This is a genomic window from Xanthomonas phaseoli pv. dieffenbachiae, assembly GCF_008639345.1.
GTDB lineage: Bacteria > Pseudomonadota > Gammaproteobacteria > Xanthomonadales > Xanthomonadaceae > Xanthomonas > Xanthomonas phaseoli.
On the sequence record NZ_CP041380.1, the window covers coordinates 3516026 to 3538774 of the forward strand.

The 22749-nt window shown below is 64.5% G+C and carries 13 protein-coding genes and 2 pseudogenes; 6 read left to right on the forward strand and 9 right to left on the reverse strand.

All coding sequences use genetic code 11. The annotated features are described in order from the left end of the window. Nucleotides 1-126: 126 nt before the first annotated feature. From FLG15_RS15830 to bla, 3 genes and pseudogenes are all read right to left on the reverse strand, one after another. On the reverse strand, nt 127-1683 hold the full coding sequence (locus FLG15_RS15830) for an ArnT family glycosyltransferase (RefSeq protein WP_150146759.1): 1557 nt from the start codon (nt 1681-1683) through the stop codon (nt 127-129). Between the two features lie 228 nt (nt 1684-1911). Further along, nucleotides 1912-2855: pseudogene (locus FLG15_RS15835) on the reverse strand (alpha/beta hydrolase). Nucleotides 2856-2963: 108 nt separating this feature from the next. Beyond that, entirely contained in the window at nt 2964-3857 is an 894-nt protein-coding gene (gene bla, locus FLG15_RS15840; RefSeq protein ID WP_057678511.1) for a class A beta-lactamase, read from the reverse strand. Nucleotides 3858-3957: 100 nt separating this feature from the next. Here bla and ampR point away from each other — a divergent pair, with 100 nt between their 5' ends. Next, the gene (ampR, locus tag FLG15_RS15845; RefSeq protein ID WP_057678512.1) at nt 3958-4833 is read left to right on the forward strand and encodes a LysR family transcriptional regulator AmpR; all 876 of its coding nucleotides are present in this window, start codon (nt 3958-3960) and stop codon (nt 4831-4833) included. Between the two features lie 15 nt (nt 4834-4848). On the opposite strand, the gene FLG15_RS15850 is transcribed toward ampR, so the two are convergent. Beyond that, nucleotides 4849-5349, reverse strand: a complete 501-nt coding sequence (locus tag FLG15_RS15850; RefSeq protein WP_017156668.1) for a YcxB family protein — start codon at nt 5347-5349, stop codon at nt 4849-4851. Between the two features lie 192 nt (nt 5350-5541). Beyond that, nucleotides 5542-7461, reverse strand: coding sequence for an ABC-F family ATP-binding cassette domain-containing protein (locus tag FLG15_RS15855; RefSeq protein ID WP_057678514.1), 1920 nt, complete (start codon nt 7459-7461; stop codon nt 5542-5544). 187 nt (nt 7462-7648) lie between these two features. Here FLG15_RS15855 and FLG15_RS15860 point away from each other — a divergent pair, with 187 nt between their 5' ends. The 4 genes and pseudogenes from FLG15_RS15860 to FLG15_RS15875 all read left to right on the forward strand — a co-directional run bounded on the left by FLG15_RS15860 (nt 7649) and on the right by FLG15_RS15875 (nt 16292). Beyond that, nucleotides 7649-10033: a TonB-dependent receptor plug domain-containing protein gene (locus FLG15_RS15860; RefSeq protein WP_057678515.1), complete on the forward strand. Its 2385-nt coding sequence runs from the start codon at nt 7649-7651 to the stop codon at nt 10031-10033. Nucleotides 10034-10471: 438 nt separating this feature from the next. Then, nucleotides 10472-10892 (forward strand): annotated as a pseudogene (locus FLG15_RS15865) (VOC family protein). 273 nt (nt 10893-11165) lie between these two features. Continuing rightward, a complete protein-coding gene (locus tag FLG15_RS15870) occupies nt 11166-13553 on the forward strand; it encodes a TonB-dependent receptor plug domain-containing protein (protein ID WP_150146762.1) in 2388 nt (795 codons plus the stop codon). A 339-nt stretch (nt 13554-13892) separates the two neighbouring features. After that, nucleotides 13893-16292: a TonB-dependent receptor plug domain-containing protein gene (locus tag FLG15_RS15875; protein WP_057678518.1), complete on the forward strand. Its 2400-nt coding sequence runs from the start codon at nt 13893-13895 to the stop codon at nt 16290-16292. A 191-nt stretch (nt 16293-16483) separates the two neighbouring features. Here FLG15_RS15875 and FLG15_RS15880 read toward each other — a convergent pair whose 3' ends face one another. Continuing rightward, the gene (locus FLG15_RS15880) at nt 16484-17461 is read right to left on the reverse strand and encodes a cytochrome P450 (RefSeq protein WP_370512603.1); all 978 of its coding nucleotides are present in this window, start codon (nt 17459-17461) and stop codon (nt 16484-16486) included. 656 nt (nt 17462-18117) lie between these two features. Here FLG15_RS15880 and ybaL point away from each other — a divergent pair. Then, nucleotides 18118-19815 (forward strand): YbaL family putative K(+) efflux transporter, encoded by a 1698-nt coding sequence (gene ybaL / locus FLG15_RS15890; RefSeq protein WP_057678519.1) that lies wholly within the window; start codon nt 18118-18120, stop codon nt 19813-19815. A gap of 139 nt (nt 19816-19954) precedes the next feature. On the opposite strand, the gene FLG15_RS15895 is transcribed toward ybaL, so the two are convergent. The 3 genes from FLG15_RS15895 to FLG15_RS15905 are packed head-to-tail and all read right to left on the reverse strand — an operon-like array spanning nt 19955 to nt 22444. Next, entirely contained in the window at nt 19955-20524 is a 570-nt protein-coding gene (locus FLG15_RS15895) for a hypothetical protein (RefSeq protein ID WP_057678520.1), read from the reverse strand. A gap of 28 nt (nt 20525-20552) precedes the next feature. Continuing rightward, nucleotides 20553-21869 carry a DUF6792 domain-containing protein gene (locus tag FLG15_RS15900; RefSeq protein ID WP_150146765.1) on the reverse strand — a complete coding sequence of 439 codons (1317 nt, stop codon included), beginning with the start codon at nt 21867-21869 and terminating at the stop codon, nt 20553-20555. Further along, nucleotides 21866-22444 carry a hypothetical protein gene (locus tag FLG15_RS15905; protein ID WP_057678522.1) on the reverse strand — a complete coding sequence of 193 codons (579 nt, stop codon included), beginning with the start codon at nt 22442-22444 and terminating at the stop codon, nt 21866-21868. Before FLG15_RS15905 ends, FLG15_RS15900 begins: the two co-directional genes overlap by 4 nt. Nucleotides 22445-22749: the final 305 nt, after the last annotated feature.

A 22749-nucleotide genomic window follows, 5' to 3' on the forward strand; every position in this document is an offset into this window, starting at 1 on the left:
ACACCGTCTGCGGCCTCGCTCGCGCACCATGCCTAGCAGCAGCGGCCGCCAGGCGAGACGGCCATCGATGCGCCTACTCCAACGGTCACTAGCCGACGTGCACCCCGCGTCGCCGGCCGGCTTGCACTAACGATGCAGCCAGTACCGGCAGTCGCCGATCGCCTGCGGCTGCGCGCCGGCGGAATAACGCTGCACGATCTCGGCATGCCACTGCGCCCGTTGCGGCGTGCTGCCCACCTTGTTGGGGCAATCGACCATCGCTGCCAGCGGTAGACCACCCAGCGCAGTGTCGGTGTTGGCCAGCGACTGCAACGCCTGGTCGGACGCCCAGTCGGCAATCATCACCGCGCGGCAGCCGGACCGATAGGGCATTTCGGAAGACCAGTCATCGCCGAAGGCCACCACCACGCCCTGCTCGGGGGTCGCGGCACGGATCTGTTCGGCGATCTGCGAGATCGGCGTCGGCTCGCGCGCTTCCTTCATGTTCTTCAGCGAACTCACCAGGCCAGAGCCCAGTGACAACAGGCACAGGAACACGGCCAATGCCACGCCGCGGCCGGGTTTACCGACCGCCTGGCCACGCTGCACCACCCACCACAGCACCAGGCCGACGATCGACGTGGCGAACACCACCTGCGCGAACTGGTAGTAGGGATGCACCACCTGCAGATTGGTGAAGGCCAGCATCGGCGCCAGGTAGGCGAGCAACAGCAAGACCACCGCCGCACGGATCTGGCGGATCGACAAACCGGCGATGAGGATGATCAGGAACACCCAGTTCGAACCGACCGGTCCGGCGAAGCGCTTCTTGAAGATGGTCCCCCACCAGATGGCCGGATCCAGGCGCTGCTGCAGGGTGCCGTAATTGAAGCCCGACAGGCTGGCGGATGTGACCTGCTGGCCCAGGAGCGACTGTGCCTTCAGGGCATCGGCATGTTGCAGCCAGAGCAGCAGCGCCACCAGCGCCGACCCGGCCGCCACCGCGCCCCAGCCCAGCAGCTTCCAGTGACCGACCAGCCACCGTGGACGCCAGCCATGCTCATGCAGCGCCACCCAGGCCAGGGCCAGGACGGTGAAGACCGCAAAACCGAAAAAGGTGGTGATCTTGATCAGGGCTGCCAGTACCGCGGCGACAACGGCGAGACCGCCGTGCCAGGCCCGCGGCTGCACGTACAGCCGTGCCATCGCCCAGACAAACACCAGGCCGAAGAACACCGCGGTGGATTCCATCATCACCGAGCGCCCCCACAATTGGGCCAGCGGCGACACCGCGAACGCACCGGCAATGCACAGCGCCAGCACGCGGTCCGGGCGCAGCACCAGGGTGATGCGATAGCTCATCCAGATGCAGCCCACGTGGAACAGGGTGGACAGCACACGGCCGCTATTGTCGGCACTCATGCCGGTGACCTTGGACAACGACGCAGCCAGCCACTGGAACAGCGGCAGCTCGAACGGGATCGACCACGGCGCGCCGAGCACCGGCGTGAGATAGGACAGGAAAGGCCCGCCGCGCAACATCCAGTCGATCGAGAGGGCGGTCTGCGTCTGCCGGAAGCCGGACGCATCGATGGGCGGCATCGACCAGCTGAAGACCAGCATGATCAGCAGCGCGATGGCCGAATAGCACAGCAGGATCCGGGCCGGTAACAGGCCACGGTCGGGGGTCGGTTGCTGGGTCACGCGTCGCGCTCCTGTGGGCGCCGGCCATCAGGCGCAAGGCGGCCGGGCGCGCAGTGTCGGTTCTGCGGGCAGCGAGTGCAAGCCGTCGGGGCACTGGCAGCCGCCAGGAACTCGCCGCATAGGCCGATCCAGCATCACCCGCAAGGATCGACCTGTCATCGCTTCAGCAGCGCTGGCGCACTCGCCGCTTACGCGCAGCGCGCGTCCACGCCAGCGGGATGTCGCCCCTCACTGCAGCACGCCGATCGTGTGCAACCAGGTTTCCACCAACTGTGGCCATTGGGCGATCGGCAGCCCCTTGGCGCGCAGGCCGAAGGCATGGCCACCCTGGGCGTACACATGCATTTCCACCGGCACGTCGGCATGGTTGAGCGCGACGTAGTACGCCAGCACCTGCGAAACGCCGTCCACGTGATCGTCCTGCGCCTGCAACAGGAAGGTCGGCGGGGTATCGGCGGCGACGCGAATGTCCGGACGCAGGTTCAGATGGGTGGGATCGCGGGTGGCGTCATCCTCGTCCTCGTGCGCCCACAAGTGGCCTGGATACACGGCGATGGCGAAATCCGGGCGACAGCTCACGCGATCGGCGGCATCCACCGGCAGATACGTGCGCGTTGCAAAATGCGTACTGATCGCGGCCACCAGGTGGCCACCTGGTGGCCACCGGCAGAAAAGCCGAGCACACCGATCTTGTGCGGGTCCACGGCCAACCGGTCCGCCTGCGCGCGCACCATCCCCAACGCACGTTGGGCATCCTGCAGGGCTGTTTGCACCTTCGGATAATAGCGGCGGTCGTTGACCCAGGTCGGCCCCGAATTCGGTACGCGGTATTTCAACAGCACGCAGGTGATACCGCGTGCGGTCAGCCAATCGCAGATTTCGGTCCCTTCCAGATCCATCGCCAGGACTTGATAGCCACCGCCGGGGAACACCAGCACGGCCGCACCGGTGTTGTGACCTTTGGGGGGATAGACTGTCATCGTCGGGCGGCTGACATCGCTGACCTTGGTCCATGGGTAGCGCCCCTCACCGGTGCCCACCGATTCGGGCTTCGGGTGACGCACCGCATCAGGCACCGCGCGCAGCCAAAGCGGCATTTCCACCTGACCAGGGGCGGGTTGCCACGCACGCGCCAGTGCGAGCCCATGCACAAGCAGCAGCGCAACTGCCATCCACCAATGACGCAGCCTGATCTGCACTATCGGACCTCGAAGGGGTGAGCGAAACAGAAAGCGAGTCGTGAACTCATGCGCGGATGAAACGCGTACGACACCTTGCACTCAACCCGCACTGCTCTCGCGCACCGCAACCGCCACCGCTTTCAACGCCGCATCGCGTGCAGCGTCGTCGACCTTGGCGCCATTCAAGTACGTGGTCAGCAACAGGGGCGCCCTTCCCTTCGGTGGCCAGAGGATGGCGATGTCGTTGCGCGTGTCGGTGCCGTTGCTGCCGGTCTTGTCGCCGATCTTCCAGTCGGCCGCGAGCCCCGCACGCAGGCAATCGTCGCCGGTGCGGTTGTCGATCATCCACGCGGTCAGCTGCTTGCGCGAGGCTGGCTGCAGCGCGCCGCCAAGCAGCAGCGTGCGCAGCGTGACGGCCATTGCCGCAGGCGTGGTGGTGTCGCGCGGGTCGCCGTCGGCAAACCGGTTCATCTGCGGCTCGTAGCGGTCGGTGCGGGTCTGGGCATCGCCGATGCCGCGCAGGAACGCAGTCACCCCGGCCGGTTCGCCGACCAGCGGGAACAGCAGATTGGCGGCCGGGTTGTCGCTATAAATCATCGTGGCCCGACACAGTTCGCCAACACTCAGCGAACCGCCGACATGGCGTTCGGTCACCGGGGCATGCTCAAGCATGTCGGAGGCGCGGATCCTGACCTGCTGCGCCAGCGTCAGCTTGCCCTGATCCACCCGCTGCAGCACTGCGGCAGCCAATACAAATTTGAAGGTGCTGCACATCGGAAAGCGCTCGTCCTCGCGCTGCCCGAGGCGCTTGCCGGTGGCGCTGTCGAGCAGGCAGATGCCCAGTCGGCCACCGGTGCCACGTTCGATCTGCGCCCACTGCGCCCGCAGCATGTCGTCCACGTTCACCGCAGGGGTGAGCGCCCATGCGGGTCTGGACGCTGCAAGCAGCACGCCCGCGCCGGTTGCGTGCAGGAACTGTCGCCGATTCAACATGCGGTTGCCTCCTTGAGAGAGCCCGCAGTATCGATGCGCACGACGCAGCCGACCATCGCGATGTTTCGATCTCAGGCATGAATTGAACTAATCTCTGCCCATGCCCCGCCCCCGCCTGCCGCTCAATGCCCTGCGCGCGTTCGAAGCCGCCGCGCGCCATCAGAATCTGACCCGTGCGGCCAACGAGCTGTGCGTCAGCCAGGCCGCGCTGAGCCACCAGATCAAGGCGCTGGAGCAGCAACTGGGCACCAGCCTGTTCCACCGCTTGCCGCGCGGGGTGGCACTGACAGACGAAGGCGCCGCGCTGGCACCGGTGCTCGGCGAGGCCTTCGACCGCATCGCCGCCACCTTGGAACGCTTTGCCGATGGCCGTTATCGCGAAGTGCTCAGCGTGGGCGCGGTCGGCACCTTCGCCACTGGCTGGCTGTTGCCACGACTGGCAGCGTTCCATGCGGCGCATGCGGATATCGAGCTGCGCCTGTCCACCCACAACAATCGCGTCGATCTGGCCGGAGAAGGCCTGGATCTGGCCATCCGCTTCGGCGATGGCTATTGGCAGGGCCAGGTTGCCGAAGCCGTGATGGAAGCGCCCTTCGCGCCGGTGTGCGCGCCGGCAATGGCGCGCGGCTTGCGCGTGCCGGAAGATCTGGCGCGCGTGCCGTTATTGCGTTCGTATCGTCTGGATGAGTGGCCGCAGTGGTTTCGCGCGGCGCGTGTGACCGAGGTGCCTGCACGCGGCACCATGTTCGATTCGTCGCTCACCCTGGCCAGCGCAGCGGCAGCCGGCGCAGGGGTGGCATTGTTGCCGTTGCCGATGTTTCGCCAGGACCTGGATGCCGGGCGCCTGGCCTGCCCGTTCCCGATCGCCATCGATGCCGGGCGCTACTGGCTGACCCGGCTACGGTCGCGGCCGCAAAGCGATGCCGGGCGCCGGCTGCGCGATTGGCTACTGGCACAACAGCACATCGGCAGCTGAGCAGCGCTGCCGCGCCTAGAGCGCCTTGGACGTCTTTCCCACCCGCAAGGCCAACTGGCGAAATGCCTCGAACTGCGCCCTGTCGGCGAACCAGTGCGGGCAGAACAGCTCGAACAGCCGGTCGTTGTGGTACAGCAACAGCACCCGGTCGTTTTCGCGGATGCGCATGTAATCGGACCAGGGGCGACGCAGATGGCCGTCCGCCCAGGTGATTTCCAGTCCGTTCTCGTCCCATGCATAGGTGTAGGTGTGCCGCAGCGAGGCCTGCTGCGCGTGCAGGCGTTTGATCCGCCGTGGCAGGCCCCACACGTGCAATAGCGCCAGGCCGATCAACCCGCCGCCACCGCCGCCGATCAGCACCGGGCCGATGATCGCGCGCGCGCCGCTCAGATGCAGCAGCCCCGCTCCGATCAACAGCAGCACTGCCAGAAACACGAGCAGGCGTTTCGCATCGTGACGCGCATGCAAGCGCTGGGCGGCCAGATGGTCTTCCAGACTGATGGTGACGCTGATCATGCGGGCGACATCCGTGTGTGGTTCAACGCGCAGCGTAACCCACGCGCTTTCATCGTGGGCAACACTCCGCAGTGCGAAAGCAGCAGCTAAGTGTAGACAAGGCGCATGAACCGCAATGTGCGCCTTCTACATCCCGCAACGACCATCCGACCCGCCATCCGACGGTTGCGCAGGCGCTTTTGTCAGTCGCCCTTACGCACCGTCGATCAACTCCATCCACGCCGTCTCAGCTTCGGCCAGCTGCTGCGCGGTTGCTTCGCGGTCGCGTCCGAGCACGGCCATCTTTTCGCTGTCGGCGTAGTTGCCGGGATTGGCCAGCTCGCGATCCAGCGCAGCAAGCGCCGCTTCCAGCTCGCCGACGCGCTTTTCGGCGCTGGCCAGCTTGTGCGGGTTGACGGCTTTTTTCGGCGGCAGCGGTTTGGTCGGCGGCGGCGGGGTCGGCGCCACTTCGGCCATCTTCTGCTTGGTGCCCTGCGCCGCCGGGCGACTACGCAACCAGGCGGCATATTCGTCCAGGTCGCCGGCAAACGGCTCGACCACGCCATCGGCCACGCGCCAGAAACTGTCGCAGACCAGGCCGATCAGGTGGCGATCGTGCGAGACCATCACGATGGCACCCTCGAAATCGCTCAGCGCCTCGGCCAGCGCCTCGCGCATTTCCAGGTCCAAGTGGTTGGTCGGTTCGTCCAGCAGCAACACGTTGGGCTGCTGCCAGGCGATCAGTGCCAGCGCAAGGCGTGCGCGCTCGCCGCCGGAGAAACCATCCACCACTTCGAAGGCGCGGTCGCCGGCAAAGTTCCATTTGCCCAGAAAGTCGCGGAACGCCTGGTTGGACCCGTCCGGCGACAACTCGCGGAAGTGGTCCATCGGCGATTGGCCTTCGTGCAGGGACTCCACCGTGTGCTGGGCGAAGTAGCCGATGCGCAAATCCGGATGTGCGCTGCGCTCGCCTGCCAATGGCGCCAGCTCGCCCACCAGGGTCTTGACCAGGGTGGACTTACCCGCGCCATTGGGACCCAACAACCCGATGCGGTCGCCTGCTTCCAGGCCGAAACCGACATCGTGCAGGATGACCGTGGCAGCATCACCCCCATCCGCCCTTCGGGCACCTTCCCCCGCACGCGGGGGAAGGGAGGTCGGAGCCGGATAGCCGGCCTGTACATGATTCAAGCGGATCAACGAAAACGGCAGCCGGTTGGGCTGGGCGAACTGGATGCGGAATTCGCGCTCGGCACGCACCGCCTCGGTGCCGGCCATCTTGGCCAGCCGCTTCATGCGGCTCTGCGCCTGGGTCGCCTTGCTGGCCTGCGCCTTGAAACGGTCGATGAAGCTCTGCAGATGCGCGCGCTCGGCCTGTTCCTTGTCGTGCGCGATCTGTTGTTGACGCAAATGCTCGATACGCTGGCGCTCGAAATCGGTGTAGCCACCGACATACAGCTTGGCGGTGCCGCCATGCAGGTGCAGGGTGTGAGTGGCCACGTTGTCGAGAAATTCGCGGTCGTGCGAAATCAGCAGCAAGGTACCCGGGTACTTGAGCAACCACTGCTCCAGCCACAGCACCGCATCCATGTCCAGGTGGTTGGTCGGTTCGTCGAGCAGCAGCAGGTCGCTGGGCATCATCAGCGCGCGCGCCAGGTTCAGCCGCACCCGCCAGCCGCCGGAGAACGACGACACCGCGCGATGGTGCGTGTCGGCCGGGAAGCCCAGGCCATGCAGCAACTTGCCGGCGCGCGCTTCGGCGTCGTAGGCGCCGATCTCGGCCATCTTCTGGTGTGCATTGGCCACCGCCTCCCAGTCTTCGCGGGCAGTGGCATCGGCCTCTTCCTGCAGCACCGCGGAGACTTCGATGTCCCCGCCGAGCACGAACGACAGTGCCGGGACCGGCAGCGAGGGAGTTTCCTGCGAAACGCTGGCCGTGCGCACCTTGCCCGGCAGATCGACATCGCCCTTGTCGGCCTCCAGCTCGCCCTTCACCGCAGCGAACAGGCTCGACTTGCCAGTGCCGTTACGGCCCACCACACCGACGCGGTAGCCGGCGTGCATGGTCAGGTCGACGTTGGAGAGCAGCAGACGCTCGCCGCGTCGCATGGAGAAGTTACGCAGGGAAATCATTGATGGACAGTCCGATAGAACGAAAAGGAATGAGCAGATGAGCAGATGAGCAGCATTCCTGCGACGCCATTCTAGCGTTAACGAATAATTAGCGCCTTCAGCGTGGCCGCCGTCTTCTCGCCCTTCCGCGACCGCCGCCTGCCTAGCCTTGCCTGGTCCTGCCTGGACCCACGTTTTCGGAGTTGTCATGAACGCCCCCGTTTCCGCGCTTGCGACCGCCGTGGTCGCTGCCCTGCTTGCCTCCCCCGCCCTGGCCCAGACCGCCGCGCCGGCGACCGCCCCGGCCAACACCCTGGATACGGTGATCGTCACCGGCACCCGCGTCTCCGACCGCACCGTGGCCGAATCGCAGTCGCCGATCGACATCATCAGCGCCGAATCGCTGCAGGCCACCGGCACCCCGGAACTGGCCACCGCGCTGGCGCGCGCCCTGCCCTCGCTGAACTTCCCGCGCCCGGCGCTGAGCGACGGCACCAGCGCGATCCGCCCCGCACAGCTGCGCGGCCTCTCGCCCGACCAGGTGCTGGTGCTGGTCAACGGCAAGCGCCGCCACACCTCCTCGCTGCTCAACCTCAACGGCACCATCGGTCGCGGTGCGGCGGCGGTGGATCTGAACACCATCCCGGTCGCGGCCATCGCACGGGTGGAAGTGCTGCGCGACGGCGCCTCGGCGCAGTACGGCTCCGATGCCATTGCCGGTGTGGTCAACATCGTGCTCAAGGGCGCGGAAAAGGGCGGCAGCCTGCAAGCCGGCTTCGGCCAGTATTCGGCTGGCGACGGCAACAACTACGAGCTCTCCGGCGACACCGGCGTGGCCTACGGCGGCGATCGCGGCTGGCTGCACGTGGCCGCCCAGCTCAACCAGCAGGATCCCACCGACCGCGCACGCGGCTATGCCGGCGCGCCCAGCGTCTCGCAGCCGGCCGTGGGCCAGAAGGCGTTCAAGATCGGCGACCCGGACGTCAATGCCCAAGCGGTCTCGGCCAACACCGAATTTGCCTTCAGCGACAGCATCACCGGCTATGCGTTTGCCACCGCCAGCAACCGCGACATCACCTCGTTCGCGTTTTTCCGCGCGCCGGGCAGCAGCCAGAACATCCTGTCGGTGTATCCGCAGGGCTTCCTGCCGGAAATCCAGACCTACGCCAAGGACCGCTCGCTGGTGGCCGGCGTGCGCGGCTCCACTGGCAGCGGTTGGGACTGGGACGCCAGCTACAACTACGGCTACAACCGCATCGATTTCCACACCCGCAATACGCTCAACGTCAGCCTGGGCCCGACCTCGCCCACCTCGTTCTACGACGGCGCGCTGGAGACCACGCAGAACATCGTCAACCTGGACGTCAAGCGCGGTTTCGATTGGGGCCTGGCCTATCCGGTGACGGTGGCCTTCGGCGCCGAATACCGCAACGAAAAGTGGAACCAGTCGCCGGGCGAAGTGGGCTCGTATTTCCAGGCCGGCACGCTGGCCGGTGGCGCGCAGGGATTTGGCGGCTTCGCTCCGAGCGTGTCGGGCCAGTACTCGCGCGATAGTTATGCGCTGTATGCGGATCTGGAAGCGGACTTCACCGACAAGTTCTCTGCCGGCCTGGCCGGGCGCTACGAGGACTACAGCGATTTCGGCAGCCAGGCCTCGGGCAAGGTATCGGCGCGCTATGCGTTCACCGACAAGATCGCGTTGCGCGGCACGGTGGCCTCGGGCTTCCGCGCGCCATCGCTGGCGCAGCAGTATTTCCAGTCCACCAGCACCACCTTCCTGGCCGGCAACCCGAACCCGTTCGAGATCCGCACCTTCCCCGCCGACAGCACCGTGGCGCGCGCACTCGGCGCCGAACCGCTGGATGCGGAAACCTCGCTGTCCTACAGCCTGGGCCTGGTGCTGCAGCCCACCGATGCGCTCTACCTCACCGTGGATGCGTACCAGATCGATGTGGACGACCGTATCGTGCTGTCGTCCAACCTGACCGGCGCGGGCGTGCGCAGCCTGTTGGAGTCGCAGGGCATCTTCGGCATCAACGGCGGGCGTTACTTCACCAATGCGGTGGATACGCGCACGCGCGGCGTGGACGTAGTGGGCAGCTACCGCTGGCAGCTCGCCGCCAGCAGCGTGGACCTGACCGCCGGCTACAACTATTCGGAAACCGAAGTGCGCAGCGTGGCCGCCAACCCGGCCGCGTTGTCGGCCAACGGGCTGAGCCTGGAACGCATCGACCGCACCGAGCGTGGCCGCATCGAAGAAGGCTTCCCGCGCGACAAGTTCCTGATCAACGGCAGCTGGAACTCCGAGCACTGGACGCTGGCCCTGGGGGCCACGCGTTACGGCAAGTACAGCACCCGCCCGGCGGACGCGAGCAACGACCAGACCTTCGGCGCCAAGTGGGTGGTGGATGCATCGGCCAGCTACAAGGTCGATCGCTGGACGCTGACGCTAGGCGCAGACAATGTGCTGGACGAATATCCGGACGAAAACAACTTCGCCAATTCCACCAGCGGGCAATTCCCGTATAGCAACCTGTCGCCGTTCGGCTTCAATGGTGCGTACGTGTATGGGCGCATCAACTACCGCTGGTAAGCACCGCGCTTGAGCAGCCAAGGTGGTCTTGGTGATCGTGAGGTGGGCGCTGCGATCTGCCATCTCGCGATCAACACGAGGCATCCGCCGCATTTGCCGTGATCGGCTCATGCGAAGTCATTGCCCAGGCATGGCATGCCGCCATTGCAATTCGACACCAAGAGTCGACCACGCTCCCCGGCCAGCCCGGGGCGTGTGCGTTTCGGCCAGGCGTTGCCTGCGGTCTTTTGTGGAACGGCAAACAACGCGCTGCCGGCACCAGGCGGACGCGGGCTCGACCATGCGTGCACCGCGGTAGGTGTGCGCCGCCTGCGCGCGCCTGACGACTGCACGCTACGCATTGGTCGCCTCGTTGCGCACCGCATCGCTGCGAGGTGAAGAACTGCCGGCAGCTGCGGTGGTATCAACTGTGCTCCCGTCATTGCCGGAGCACGCTCCATGGAAACATCGCAGCTGTCACGCGGACGCTTGATCGACCATCTGCACCTGGTGGTGCAGGACCTGCCGGCAAGCCGGCGCTTCTACCAGGCTGTGCTGGACGTCCTGGGCATTCCGGTCGGCGGCGAAGGCGATGGCTTTTTCTGGGCCGACGAACTGTTCGTCTCCGACCGCAACACGGTGGCACAAGGTGTGCTGACCGGCCGCCATCACCTGGCATTCCAGGCACGCGATGTGGCAATGGTGCATGCCTTCCATCAGGCCGCGCTCGCCCATGGTGGTCGCGACAATGGTATGCCCGGCCTACGCCCCTATCACCCGCATTACTACGCCGCGTTTGTGCTCGATCCGGACGGCAACAACATCGAAGCCGTCTTCCATGGTGTTGCGCAGTGCGGATGCGGTGCAGATCACATTCTGATGCACAAGTTTCATAACTGGTATTGCCGTCCACTATGGTGCAAGCGAGCGCCTGCCCCAGCAGCTGTGGTGCAAGCGCCGCATCACTTTGGTGCACGATGACAACGTTGCCAGTAGCACATCACAGATGACAGTTGCTTGCGCAACGTAACCAAAATTTGACATGTGGTTACACGTGGTTAATGGTTGAGAACGCACCGCAGCTGCCGCGATGGACGCGGCCCGGGAGGGGCCCCCTGCGATGCATCCGTTCCCCACTCGGAGTTGTCACCGCATGAATTGCAAGACCAGTCCACTCGCAGTCGCCGTTGTTCTTGCACTGTCGTTTTCCGCTTCAACCGCATCTGCACAGTCGCAGGCGCCGACCCAGAAAACACTGGACACCCTGATCGTGACCGGCACGCGCGTGGCCGATCGCACGGTCGCCGAATCGGCATCGCCGATCGACATCATCTCGCCGCAGGCACTGGAATCGACCGGCACCACCGAATTGGCGACCGCGCTCTCACGCGCGATTCCCTCGCTCAATTTTCCGCGCCCGGCCATCTCCGACGGCTCCGACGCGGTGCGCCCGGCACAGCTGCGCGGCCTGTCGCCCGATCAGGTGCTGGTGCTGGTCAACGGCAAGCGCTATCACAGCACGGCGTTGATCAATCTCAACGATACGCAGGGGCGTGGTTCTTCGCCGGCAGACCTCAACACCATTCCGATCGCCGCGGTGGAGCGCATCGAAGTGCTGCGCGATGGCGCGTCTGCGCAATACGGCTCGGACGCCATCGCCGGCGTGATCAATGTCGTGCTCAAGGGCAGCGGCGAAGGCGGCAGCATCAATGGCCGCTATGGCAAGTACAGTGCTGGCGACGGCGAGCAGTATCAGTTGTCCGGCGATGCCGGTTTCAGCTTCGCTGGCACGGGCAAGGTGCACCTGGCCGCACAGGCCGGGCACTCGGATCAGACCAACCGCGCGTTGCCGTTCGGCGGCCGTGTGGAGCAACGTTACGGCGACCCCGACATCGACCAGGGCGCGCGCTCGTTCAATGGCGAATACAGCCCCACCGATTACCTCACCTTCTATTCGTTCGGCATGGTCAGCCGGCGCGAAGTGCTGTCCAACGGCTATTTCCGCTTTGCCGGCGATAATCGCAATCGCCCGGAAATCTATCCGGACGGCTTCCTGCCGCAGATCTACAACGTCAGCAAGGACGTCTCGTGGGTGGGCGGCTTGAAGACCTCCACCGAAGGCGGCTTGAACATCGACCTGAGCTACAACTACGGCCAGAACAATCTCACCTTCGATGTGCGCAACAGCTTGAACAACAGCCTGGGGCTGGCCAGCCCGACCGACTTCCACGCCGGTACGCTGGAAGTGACGCAGAACGTGCTCAATGCCGATTTCACCAAGACGCTGGATTGGGGCCTGGCCTACCCGGTGACGCTGGCCTTCGGTGCCGAATGGCGCGGCGAGAAATTCAACGAATCGCCTGGCGATGCGGCCTCCTCTGCCAACGGCGGTATTCCCTCGGCCAACGGATCGTTGATTCCCGGCGCGCAGGTGTTTCCGGGCTTCAAGCCCTCCGATGCCGGTTACTACAACCGCAACAGTCATTCGTTCTACGCCGATCTGGAAACCGATCTGACCGAGAAGTTCTCGGCCGGGCTGGCCGGGCGCTACGAGAAATACAGCGACTTCGGCGACACCGCCACCGGCAAGCTGTCGCTGCGCTATGCCTTTACCGACAAGGTGGCGGTGCGTGCGACGGCATCCACCGGCTTCCGCGCGCCGTCGCTGCAGCAGCAGAACTTCCAGTCGATCGCCACCCAGTTCCTCAACGTGGCGCAACCCGACGGCTCGGTGACCGCGATCCCGTTCGAGATCGGCACCTTCCGTACCGATAACCCTGCCGCGATCGCGCTCGGTGCCGAACCGCTCAAGGCCGAAGAGTCGAAGAATTACGGCCTGGGCGTGGTGTTGCAGCCGGTGGAGAATCTGTACATCACGGTGGATGCGTATCGCATCGATATCGACGACCGCATCGTGCTGTCTGAAAACCTCACGTCCAATGCGGTCCGCAACTACCTGCAGGCCAACGGCTTCCCGGGCATCGGTGGCGGGCGCTACTTCACCAATGCGGTCGATACCAAGACGCAAGGCGTCGATGCGGTCGGCACCTATCGCTGGAACCTGGATGGCGGCAGCGTAGAGCTGACCTCCGGCTACAACTACAACAAGACCGAAATCAAACGCATCGCCGACAACCCGGCAGCGCTGATGGCGATCGACCCGAGTGCGGTGCGCATCGGGCGCGCCGAAATCGGCCGTATCACCGAAGGTACGCCGCGCGACAAGTTCTTCCTTGGCGGTACCTGGTCGCCCGGCAATTGGTCGTTCACCGGCACCGCCACGCGCTGGGGTGAGTTCAGCACGTTCGGCACCAACGCCGGCAGCGACCAGACCTACGCGGCCAAGTGGACGCTGGATCTGGCCGCGTCCTACAAGTTGGGTGCCTGGAACTTCACCGTTGGTGGCGACAACGTGCTCAACGAATATCCGGACCGCCAGCAAGCCGGCTTGGGCACGCGCACCTACCTGCCCTACAGCAGCGCCTCGCCGTTCGGTTTCAACGGCGCGCTGGTCTATGCGAACGTGAACTACAAGTGGTAACTCCCAAATGCCGGTCGGTCACGACCGGCATTTGAGTCGCGCGGCACTGCACGTTCGACGTGTCGCCGACGTCACCGTCCCTGGCCGCCCTCGCACGCGTGAGGTGGCCAGGTTAGACGCTCTCCGCTGCACGCTGCACCGCTTCAGCAAGGATGCACGCAGCAAGCGCGCAAGGCGCCACACCGCGCGTTGCCGGTTGCTGCCATCTCGCGCGCACTGCTCCGCACTGCGGACGCATGCAGCGCGCAGGCATGGCCGATTACCCGTACGCAGCTGCATTCCCCCGGTATTACCACGCTTCGTCGCTACGTCCATCACCCCTCTTGAGCCTTGACGCCCATGCATAACTCCAACGCACTTTCGCTGGCGATTTCAGTCGCACTCACCGTCTGTTCCTTCGCTGCCAGTGCGCAGTCGCAATCGACCCAGCCGCAGAAAACCCTCGACACCCTGATCGTCACCGGTACGCGCGTCAGCGACAGGACCGTGGCCGAATCCGAATCGCCGATCGACATCATCTCCGAGGAGTCGCTGCAGGCCACCGGCGCCACCGACGTCGCCACCGCGCTCGGCAAGCTGTTGCCGTCGCTGAACTTCCCGCGCCCGGCCATCGCCGACGGCAACGACGCCGCGCGTCCGGCCACGTTGCGCGGGCTGTCACCGGACAACGTGCTGGTGCTGGTCGACGGCAAGCGCTATCACACCTCCTCGCTGGTGAACTACAACCCCTATGTCGGTCGTGGTTCGGCGCCGGCCGATCTCAACTCGCTACCGATGTCGGCGATCGCCCGCATCGAGGTGCTGCGCGATGGCGCATCGGCGCAATACGGCTCCGATGCGATCGCAGGCGTGGTCAACATCGTGCTCAAGCACGGCGCCGCGGCCGGCAGCAACAGCATTTCGGTCAATGGCGGCATCATGGACAAGGGTGACGGCGCACAGAACGGCGTCGACGGCTCGGTCGGCCTGCCGTTCGGCGCCACCAGCGGCGATACCGCGCCTGGCTGGGTGCGGCTGTCGTGGAATTACCAGAATTCGATGGACACCAACCGCAGCGAAAACACCAATCGCGCCACCACGCTTGCCGGCGCCGCCAATCCCAGCGGCGTGCCCTACCAGCGTCATGGCGATCCGGATGCAAGGTTCTACCAGGGCTTGGTCGCGTTCGGCTATGACTTCACGCCCAACGTCGAGCTGTATGGCCATCTGAGCGTGAGCCGCCGCGAAGTGACGTCCAACGGCTACTACCGCGCCTACGACAACAGCGACCGCAATGTGCAGGCGGTGTATCCCAACGGCTTCCTGCCGCAGATCTACAACCCGATCAACGACCGCTCGGCGGTGCTGGGCGTCAAGGGCACCACGGCCAGCGACTGGCATTGGGACGTGTCGGCCACCTACGGCAAGAACGACATGACCTTCAACATCCTCAACAGCATCAACACCAATCTGTACTGGAGCACGGGCAGCTCGCCGACGGACTTCAATTCCGGCGGTTTCGAAACCGAACAAGGCACGCTCAACGCCGACTTCAACAAGTCCTTCGATTGGGGCCTGGCCTATCCGGTCAATCTGGCCTTCGGCCTGGAACACCGCCAGGACCGCTACGAGATCGTCGCCGGCTCGCCGGCGTCGTATTTCTTCGACCCCGACACCATCAACCCGGAGACCGGGGCCCCGTACCCTGGCGGTGCGCAGGTGTTCTCCGGCCTGGAGCCCTCGGTGGCCGGCAAGTTCGGGCGCCATAGCAACGCGGCCTACGCAGCGCTGGAAGCGGACCTGACCGACAAGCTGTCCGGCGGTATCGCCGGGCGTTACGAGAACTACAGCGATGCCGGTTCCACCCGCTCGGGCAAGCTGTCGGCGCGCTATGCGTTCACCGATATGTTCTCCATGCGCGCAACGGTCTCCAACGGTTTTCGTGCGCCCTCGCTGGCGCAGCAAAACTACGCCTCGGTGGTGACCTTGCCGCAGGACGGGCAGCTGATCCAGGTCGGCACCTATCGCACTTCCGATCCGATCGCCGTGCAGCTGGGCGCGCGTCCGCTGAGTCCGGAAAAGTCCACCAACTACGGGATCGGCAGCGTCTGGCAGCCGACCGCCAACTTCACCTCGACGCTGGACGTGTACCAGATCCGCATCTGGGACCAGATCCTGTATTCGGACCAGATCCAGCTCGCCCAGCCGATCGGCCAGGTGGGTGCGGTGCAATTCTTCGTCAATGGCGCTACCAGCCGCACGCGCGGCGTGGACTGGGTCAACAGCTACAGGGCCGAGCTCGGTGCCGGCGGCAGCCTCAACCTGAGCGCCAGCGCCAACTACAACAAGACCAAGATCCTGGAGCTGTCCAATCCGAACTTCGGACGCGCCAGCCAGGGCTTGTTGACCGAATCCACGCCACGCACCAAGTACATGCTGGCAGCGGACTGGACCTTGGGCGGCTTCTCGCTCAACGGCAATGCCACCCGCTATGGCGCGATCAAGCGCATCGGCGATCCGGCCGACGGCAGCCAGGACCAGACCTACGCGGCGCGCTGGATCCTCAATCTGGCGGCCAACTACACCTGGCAGGCGCTGACCTTCACCGTAGGCGCGGACAATGTCACCAACCAGTATCCGGCCAAGGCACAGCTGACCACCGGCTACGATGATCGCGCCAGCGGCCTGCAGTACTCCTCGTTGTCGCCGTTCGGCTTCAACGGCCGCTACTGGTACGGCCGGGTGACCTACCGCTTCTGATCGGCCGGCTCGAGCAAACCTGCCGATCCACGCACGCGCACACGCAAACACCGCCGAGTGATCGGCGGTGTTTGTCGTTGTGGACCTCTCGATGCGTGTGCCGCGGCAGTGCATCTGCCGTGGCGCTTGCCAGCGCCGTGATTGCCGCTGCGATGCCGTCCCGGCACATCACTTCACCGCCTGGCCGCTGCTCACCAGGAGGCGAGCAGCGCGTCGACACCGCGCAGGTTGACGCGATCGTTCCAACTCAGCGTGTCCAGCTGCTCCAGCCGAAGCGTCGGCAGACGCGCCAGCAGGCAGGCCAGCGCGGCTTCCATTTCGATCAGTGCCAGCCGGTTACCCAGGTAGTGGTGGATGCCGCCACCGAACGACAGCGCGCGGCCCTGCTGGCGGCGGATATCCAGCACCTGCGGGTCGGTGAACTGCAGGGTGTCGTGATTGGCCGCGCCCAGCATCAGATACAGCAGGGCGCCCTGGGGAACCGCAACGCCCTCGATCTGGAACTCCTGCAAGGCAGTGCGCGTGGCCATCTGCACCGAGCTGTCGTAGCGCATGCATTCAAGCACTGCATTGGGCAGCAGGCCCGGGGTTTCCTGCAGCAGGCGCAATTGCTGCGGATGCCGATGCAGCGCGACCAGCGCATTGCAGATCATGTTGGAGGTGGTTTCGTTGCCGGCAAAGAACAGCAGGATCACGTTGGACACGATCTCCTCCTCGCTCAAGCGGCGGCCGTTGTCCTGGGCCTGGATGAAGCGCGCAATCAGATCGTCGCCGCCATCGCTGCGGCGTTGCGCGATCACGCCGTGGAAATACCGTGCCAGCTGGTCGTACGCAACGTTGGTGGCCTGCAGTTCTTCCGTCGTCATCATCGGATCGAAGACCTCTGCCAGCGCTGGTCGCGTGACTCGGCGCGCTGACATCGGCTCATCGATATCCAGCATCCGGCAGATGATGGCAATCGGCAGCGGGAACGCGAACTCGGTCAGCAGATCGCAGTGGCCGTTGGCCTGGAAAGCGTCGATCAAGCCGGCGGCGGTATCGCGGGCAACCTCACGCATGGACTCCATCTGCCGCGCACCGAAGGCCTGGGTCATCAGTGCGCGCAACTGCGTGTGCAGCGGCGGATTGAGCAGCAGGAACATGCGGCTCATGCCCTGAAACAGCGGCATGTGCACCGCCGCCTCGCCGTAGCGCAGACGAATGCTTTGCAGATAGTCGCGACCGACCGTCGGTCGCCTAGCAAGCGATCGACCACGGCGTAGCGGCCCGACATCAGCCGCCCGTCTGCCACCTGCACCAATGGGCCTTCCTCGCGCAGGCGTGCGTCGGTCGGATAGGGATCGTGGCGGAACTTGGGTGTTGCAAAATCGCGGAGATGCATGGTCTGGCTCGTTTGGCATCACCACCGAAACAGGGGCGATGCATGCGTGCGCCTGCCAAAGAACGCAGGTGCTTTACTGGAAGCCCGAATTATCGGCACGCGCCATGCGCCGGCCTTGCGCAAGCGCGAAGCGGTATCGTCAATGTTGGGTCGGCGTGCCGGACTTGCGCCGTGCGTCTCAGCTCGCTGACGTAGGCACAGGCCACAGCGGTTTACGCGCGGCACCTGACGCATGTCTCCGTCTGCACGCATGCGCCGCATGTCGCATCGCGTTAATCATGCGCTGTGTACTATGGGCGTCCGGCCAACCGGACCTGTCTTGCGGTCCAGTTCCCCCTGCCGGACTCCAGCCATGACCACGCAATGCCCGCAGGCGACGCCCGGCGCAGTGCCGTTGGCTGGTCGACCTCGACGATCTCCCGGACACTCTCACAACGGATTGGAATGCATCACGACACCAGCCTCATCGACATCATCGCCGTCGGCCTCGCGGTCGCCTTCATCCTTGGCACGCTCGCACAGAAGGTGAAGCTCTCGCCGCTGGTCGGCTACCTGCTGGCCGGCGTGTGCGTGGGGCCGTTTACGCCGGGATTCGTGGCCGACCAGACCATCGCCAATCAGCTGTCCGAGCTCGGTGTGATGTTGCTGATGTTCGGCGTGGGCCTGCATTTTTCGCTCGACGATTTGATGGAAGTGAAGTGGATCGCGGTGCCTGGCGCGTTGGCGCAGATCGTGGTGGCCACCCTGCTCGGCTGGGCGCTGGCGTGGAGCATGGGCTGGTCGCTGATTCACGGCCTGGTGTTCGGCCTGGCGCTGTCGGTGGCCAGTACGGTGGTGCTGTTGCGCGCCTTGGAAGAACGCCGTTTGCTGGACACCCAGCGCGGCCGCATCGCGGTGGGCTGGCTGATTGTCGAAGACCTGGTGATGGTGCTGGCATTGGTGTTGCTCCCGGCACTGGCGGATGTGCTCGGTACCGGAACGCAAGCTGCAGCGCACGATGCGCAATCGCCCTCGCTGCTGGCCGCGCTTGGCGTGACCTTGCTCAAGATGGTGGCGTTCGTCGCGGCGATGTTGGTCATCGGCCGGCGCGTGATTCCCTGGTCGTTGGAAAAAGTGGCGGCCACCGGATCGCGCGAATTGTTCACCCTGGCCGTGCTCGGCATCGCGCTGGGCGTGGCATTCGTGTCGGCCACATTGTTCGGTGTGTCCTTCGCGCTCGGCGCGTTCTTCGCCGGCATGCTGCTCAAGGAATCGGAACTCAGCCATAAGGCCGCCAACGATTCGCTGCCGCTGCGCGACGCGTTTGCGGTGTTGTTCTTCGTCTCGGTGGGCATGTTGTTCGACCCGATGATCCTGATCGCGCACCCGTGGCAGGTACTGGCGACCTTCCTGACCATTACCGTGGGCAAGTCGCTGGCGGCATTTTTGATCGTGCGCGCGTTCGGCCACCCCACCGGCACGGCGCTCACCATTTCCACCAGCCTGGCGCAGATTGGCGAATTCTCCTTCATCCTCGCCGGCCTGGGCGTGCAACTGGCGATCCTGCCGGAAACCGGGCGCGACCTGATCCTGGCCGGTGCGCTGCTGTCGATCGTGGCCAACCCGTTCCTGTTCTCGTGGCTGGACCGCTGGCAGGCCAAGCAGGCGCAGGACGCGCCCGCCGCCGTGGAACCGGAACTACCACCCGGCCCGCCGCTGCCGGCCGATGGGCATGCCATCGTGATCGGCTACGGCCGCGTGGGCAGTTCGCTGGCGCAATTGCTGCGCAGCCGCGGCGTGCCGGTGCTGGTGATCGACGACAACGGCGACCACGTCGCCAAGGCGCATGCCGCTGGTATTCCCGGCATCCGGGGCAGCGCAGCGGCCGACCGCGTGCTGGCCGAAGCGCGTCCGGAGCACGCCAAGATCGCCATCCTGGCCATTCCGCAGCCGCTGGAAGCCGGCGAGGCGCTGGCCAAGCTGCGCGTCATCAATCCCTCGCTGACACTGCTGGCGCGCGCCCACAGCGACGCGGAGGTCAAGCACCTGCTCGAACATGGCGCCGACGGCGCGGTTCTGGCCGAGCGCGAACTGGCCTATTCGCTGGCCGAAATGGTGATGTCCACTCCGCCGTACCGCGCGTTGAACGTGCCGGCGTCGTGATGCCGGTGACCGTCCACGACCCCACCACCCGGTGGCAAGACGCATACGCATGCCGCTCTACGCATTTCAGGGGGATTTTCCCCGGGTCGTAGCCGCATCGTGGTTGTCACGGGCGATGCATACTGAGTTGCCGCCGACCTCAGCGTGGCTTGACGAGCCGATACTGGCGACGGTCGCCATAGGCCGCGCCCTTGGTGTCCACATTGGCGCATAACTGCCCGCCACACAACGTCACGTCCGCGGCGTTGTAGGCGCGCAGCAACTCAGCACGCAACTGAGTGTCGCGGATCTGCTGGCGGTACTGGCCCAACAACCATCCACCACCGCCCAGTAACAGCAGCAAGCTTCCCAGGACAACCGCAGCGCCTTTCCATAGCAGCAGGCGCTGCCCACGTTCGATACGCTTGAGTTGATCAGCCAGCGACTGCGCGCCCTCGCCGATCAAACCGCCGGCTTGCTGTAGCCGCTTCTCGAAGCCGGCGACGGGTTGGTCCATTCCCTGCTGGATGCTTCGAATCAAGGTGTCGGGCACGCGCTGCAGCGTCTGCTCGGCCGAACGGGTGACCACGGTTGGCAGCGACTGGGCCACGTGCTCCAACTGCTGCGCAAGCCGGCGTTGCAGTTGTTCCAATTCGGCGCAGCGACGCTCGAACTGTTCCATCAAGGCAGCGGTCTTGCTGACCAGTTCCATCGGGTCTTGTGTGTTCATCGTGCGTCCTGCCTTCCTTGTGATAACACTACAGACTGCGCGCACCGACGCGCATGGTTTCTTGCTGTTGCAGCTCGGCCTGTTGCCGCTGCGCTTGGATCGCCTGCTGAGCCACCTGTTGTTCCTGATGATTTACCGCCTCGACAGCCTCGGCGCGCAAGGCGCGGCCAGGCGGCTCGTTGGCCAAGGCCTGTGTCATCTGACGGAACTGATCACGATTGCCGCTCTGCGCGGCGGCCAACATGCGGTCCAGAAATGCGCCGGGGTCCTCTTGAAGTGAGGACGGCTTGCCGCCGTGTGTCGGCGACGCCGCACGCACTTCCTGCGCATCCTGCTTGAGCGGCACCTGCCAGGTCTGTGGCGCATGGCTGCGCTCGCGGTCCTGCTGAAGTTGCTGCATCTGCTGCTGCCAGCTGGGCGCATCCATTTCCCGACGCCCGGTCCCCGGCTCCACCGGACCACGCAGCTGATCGATCCCATCACGGGCCAGCCCGGGAATTCCGCGCGAATACAGCGTCACGCCCGCTCGCAGCGTTTCCACGTCATCGCGATACCTCCCGATCATCGGCGCGTAATGCCTAGCGAGCTGCTGCGTTGAAGGATCTTCCAAGACGGAGGTATCCAGTTTGCCGGCTCCATCGACTGGCAAGAAGTTATGCATGCGATGCGACTCACCCAGCCTGACAGCCGCAGACACCGGATCACGCGCATCCAAGGCATCGGGGTCGTTGGCGTAATCAGCGGCCTTTAAGACAGCAATCTCGTGCGGTGTGGCATAGACCTTGGCTTGGCCGTAATGCCGGCTCGCGGCACTGACTGCATCGCCCGCCATGACGTGATTGATTACGTCGCCTCCGCCCTCAGGGATCCGCCGATCCAGACTGACCGCGCCGTAGGCGTCGAAGGTCTGTCCCTTGAGCTTGAAGTGATGTGCAGTAACTTGCGCCAAATTACCACCAAGCGAGTGGCCTGCAACCGTCACATCGGGTATTTCCAACCCGGTAGCGAGATGCTTCTGCTCTGCATATTTCAAGGCACCCTGCGTAAACGCGATGGCGTCCGCTACCTGTGCGTTGTGGCGGGTTGCAACCATTCCACCGTCGGCCAGTGCGCCGTCCAGGATGGGCTGACGATCGAACTCGCTTCCTCGGTGGACAACCACTATTTCCCTGGTATCAACCCTCTCGTATATCACGCCTTGGTAGCCTGACGGCCTGTCCACATATTGCAAACGTCGGACAGGCAAACCGCCAATGTCTACAATGGCGCTTCGCTCTCCAGTATCTTCGGGTCTGTCGTAGCCATCGCGAGTCAGCGCGGCATACTGCTGGCTGGTGAGACTCATGGGGCAACCCTCTCCGCACTGAGAGTTATACGAAATAAGTTACTGCGGTTCGGCTCTGCGTATTTCTCAGCAAGTTCCTCACCGAAGTCGACGTACCCCTCAAGCTTACTTTTTGGATACCCCCCCAACCAAAAAAAAGTTGTTTTTTGACTGAGCTCATCAAAATACTTCCTTTCTAGACTAGGCGCAAAAGCTGTTTCCCCGCTACTACCTGTCGCCTTTAGGGAAACGCCAATACCTCCAAATTCCCAGTGGCAGATCCCCTTGCCATAGTAGTCAGCATCGATCATGCCATCCGTATAAACCATCGCCATGTAAGCTGTATCGTCGACCCTATGAAAAGCAACAGGTATTGCGTCTTCCTTCGGCTTTGTGGACATCCCCAACGCAGGGTCGAAAGGCGCACATTCATCGCGATTTTTCATGTCATAAAACGCCGTACCTGACACAACCCCAAACGGCCCTGGCGCATCCTCGATGGTCATGGTGACGCGATAAGCCTGCTTGGGATGCGGGTTCTTCTGATAGATCGGATCGCCATCAGCGTCGCGGGCCTGCACGTCCTTGGATTGCATGGTGGTCTCCTTTGCTCCGCAAGCGCACAGCAAGGTCGCCAGGGAGATGCATAGCAATGTGGCTGAAGTGCGATACATGGTTAAGTTGGCCGATAACGCCTTGTTTCCGCGAGGCTAAGTCCTTTCCGGGGCAACGACAACATTGCCCTTGCGCGCGGCCGGTGCTGCTGATCGAACCGAGTACGGGCTGCAGGACACCGACCGTACCGGAATGAGTCTCTCCACATCCTGGTCGAAACGAACAGGGCCAAGTTCCCTGGTTACCCAAAAAGACCAGAAAACACACTTGATAATCATTCCCATCA

Coding starts and splice junctions, on each gene's coding strand:
- FLG15_RS15905 (WP_057678522.1), bottom strand. CDS start 22,444: ATGCAATCCAAGGACGTGCAGGCCCGCGACGCTGATGGCGATCCGATC.
- ampR (WP_057678512.1), top strand. CDS start 3,958: ATGCCCCGCCCCCGCCTGCCGCTCAATGCCCTGCGCGCGTTCGAAGCC.
- FLG15_RS15860 (WP_057678515.1), top strand. CDS start 7,649: ATGAACGCCCCCGTTTCCGCGCTTGCGACCGCCGTGGTCGCTGCCCTG.
- FLG15_RS15880 (WP_370512603.1), bottom strand. CDS start 17,461: ATGCCGCTGTTTCAGGGCATGAGCCGCATGTTCCTGCTGCTCAATCCG.
- FLG15_RS15870 (WP_150146762.1), top strand. CDS start 11,166: ATGAATTGCAAGACCAGTCCACTCGCAGTCGCCGTTGTTCTTGCACTG.
- ybaL (WP_057678519.1), top strand. CDS start 18,118: ATGCATCACGACACCAGCCTCATCGACATCATCGCCGTCGGCCTCGCG.
- FLG15_RS15895 (WP_057678520.1), bottom strand. CDS start 20,524: ATGAACACACAAGACCCGATGGAACTGGTCAGCAAGACCGCTGCCTTG.
- bla (WP_057678511.1), bottom strand. CDS start 3,857: ATGTTGAATCGGCGACAGTTCCTGCACGCAACCGGCGCGGGCGTGCTG.
- FLG15_RS15850 (WP_017156668.1), bottom strand. CDS start 5,349: ATGATCAGCGTCACCATCAGTCTGGAAGACCATCTGGCCGCCCAGCGC.
- FLG15_RS15900 (WP_150146765.1), bottom strand. CDS start 21,869: ATGAGTCTCACCAGCCAGCAGTATGCCGCGCTGACTCGCGATGGCTAC.
- FLG15_RS15875 (WP_057678518.1), top strand. CDS start 13,893: ATGCATAACTCCAACGCACTTTCGCTGGCGATTTCAGTCGCACTCACC.
- FLG15_RS15855 (WP_057678514.1), bottom strand. CDS start 7,461: ATGATTTCCCTGCGTAACTTCTCCATGCGACGCGGCGAGCGTCTGCTG.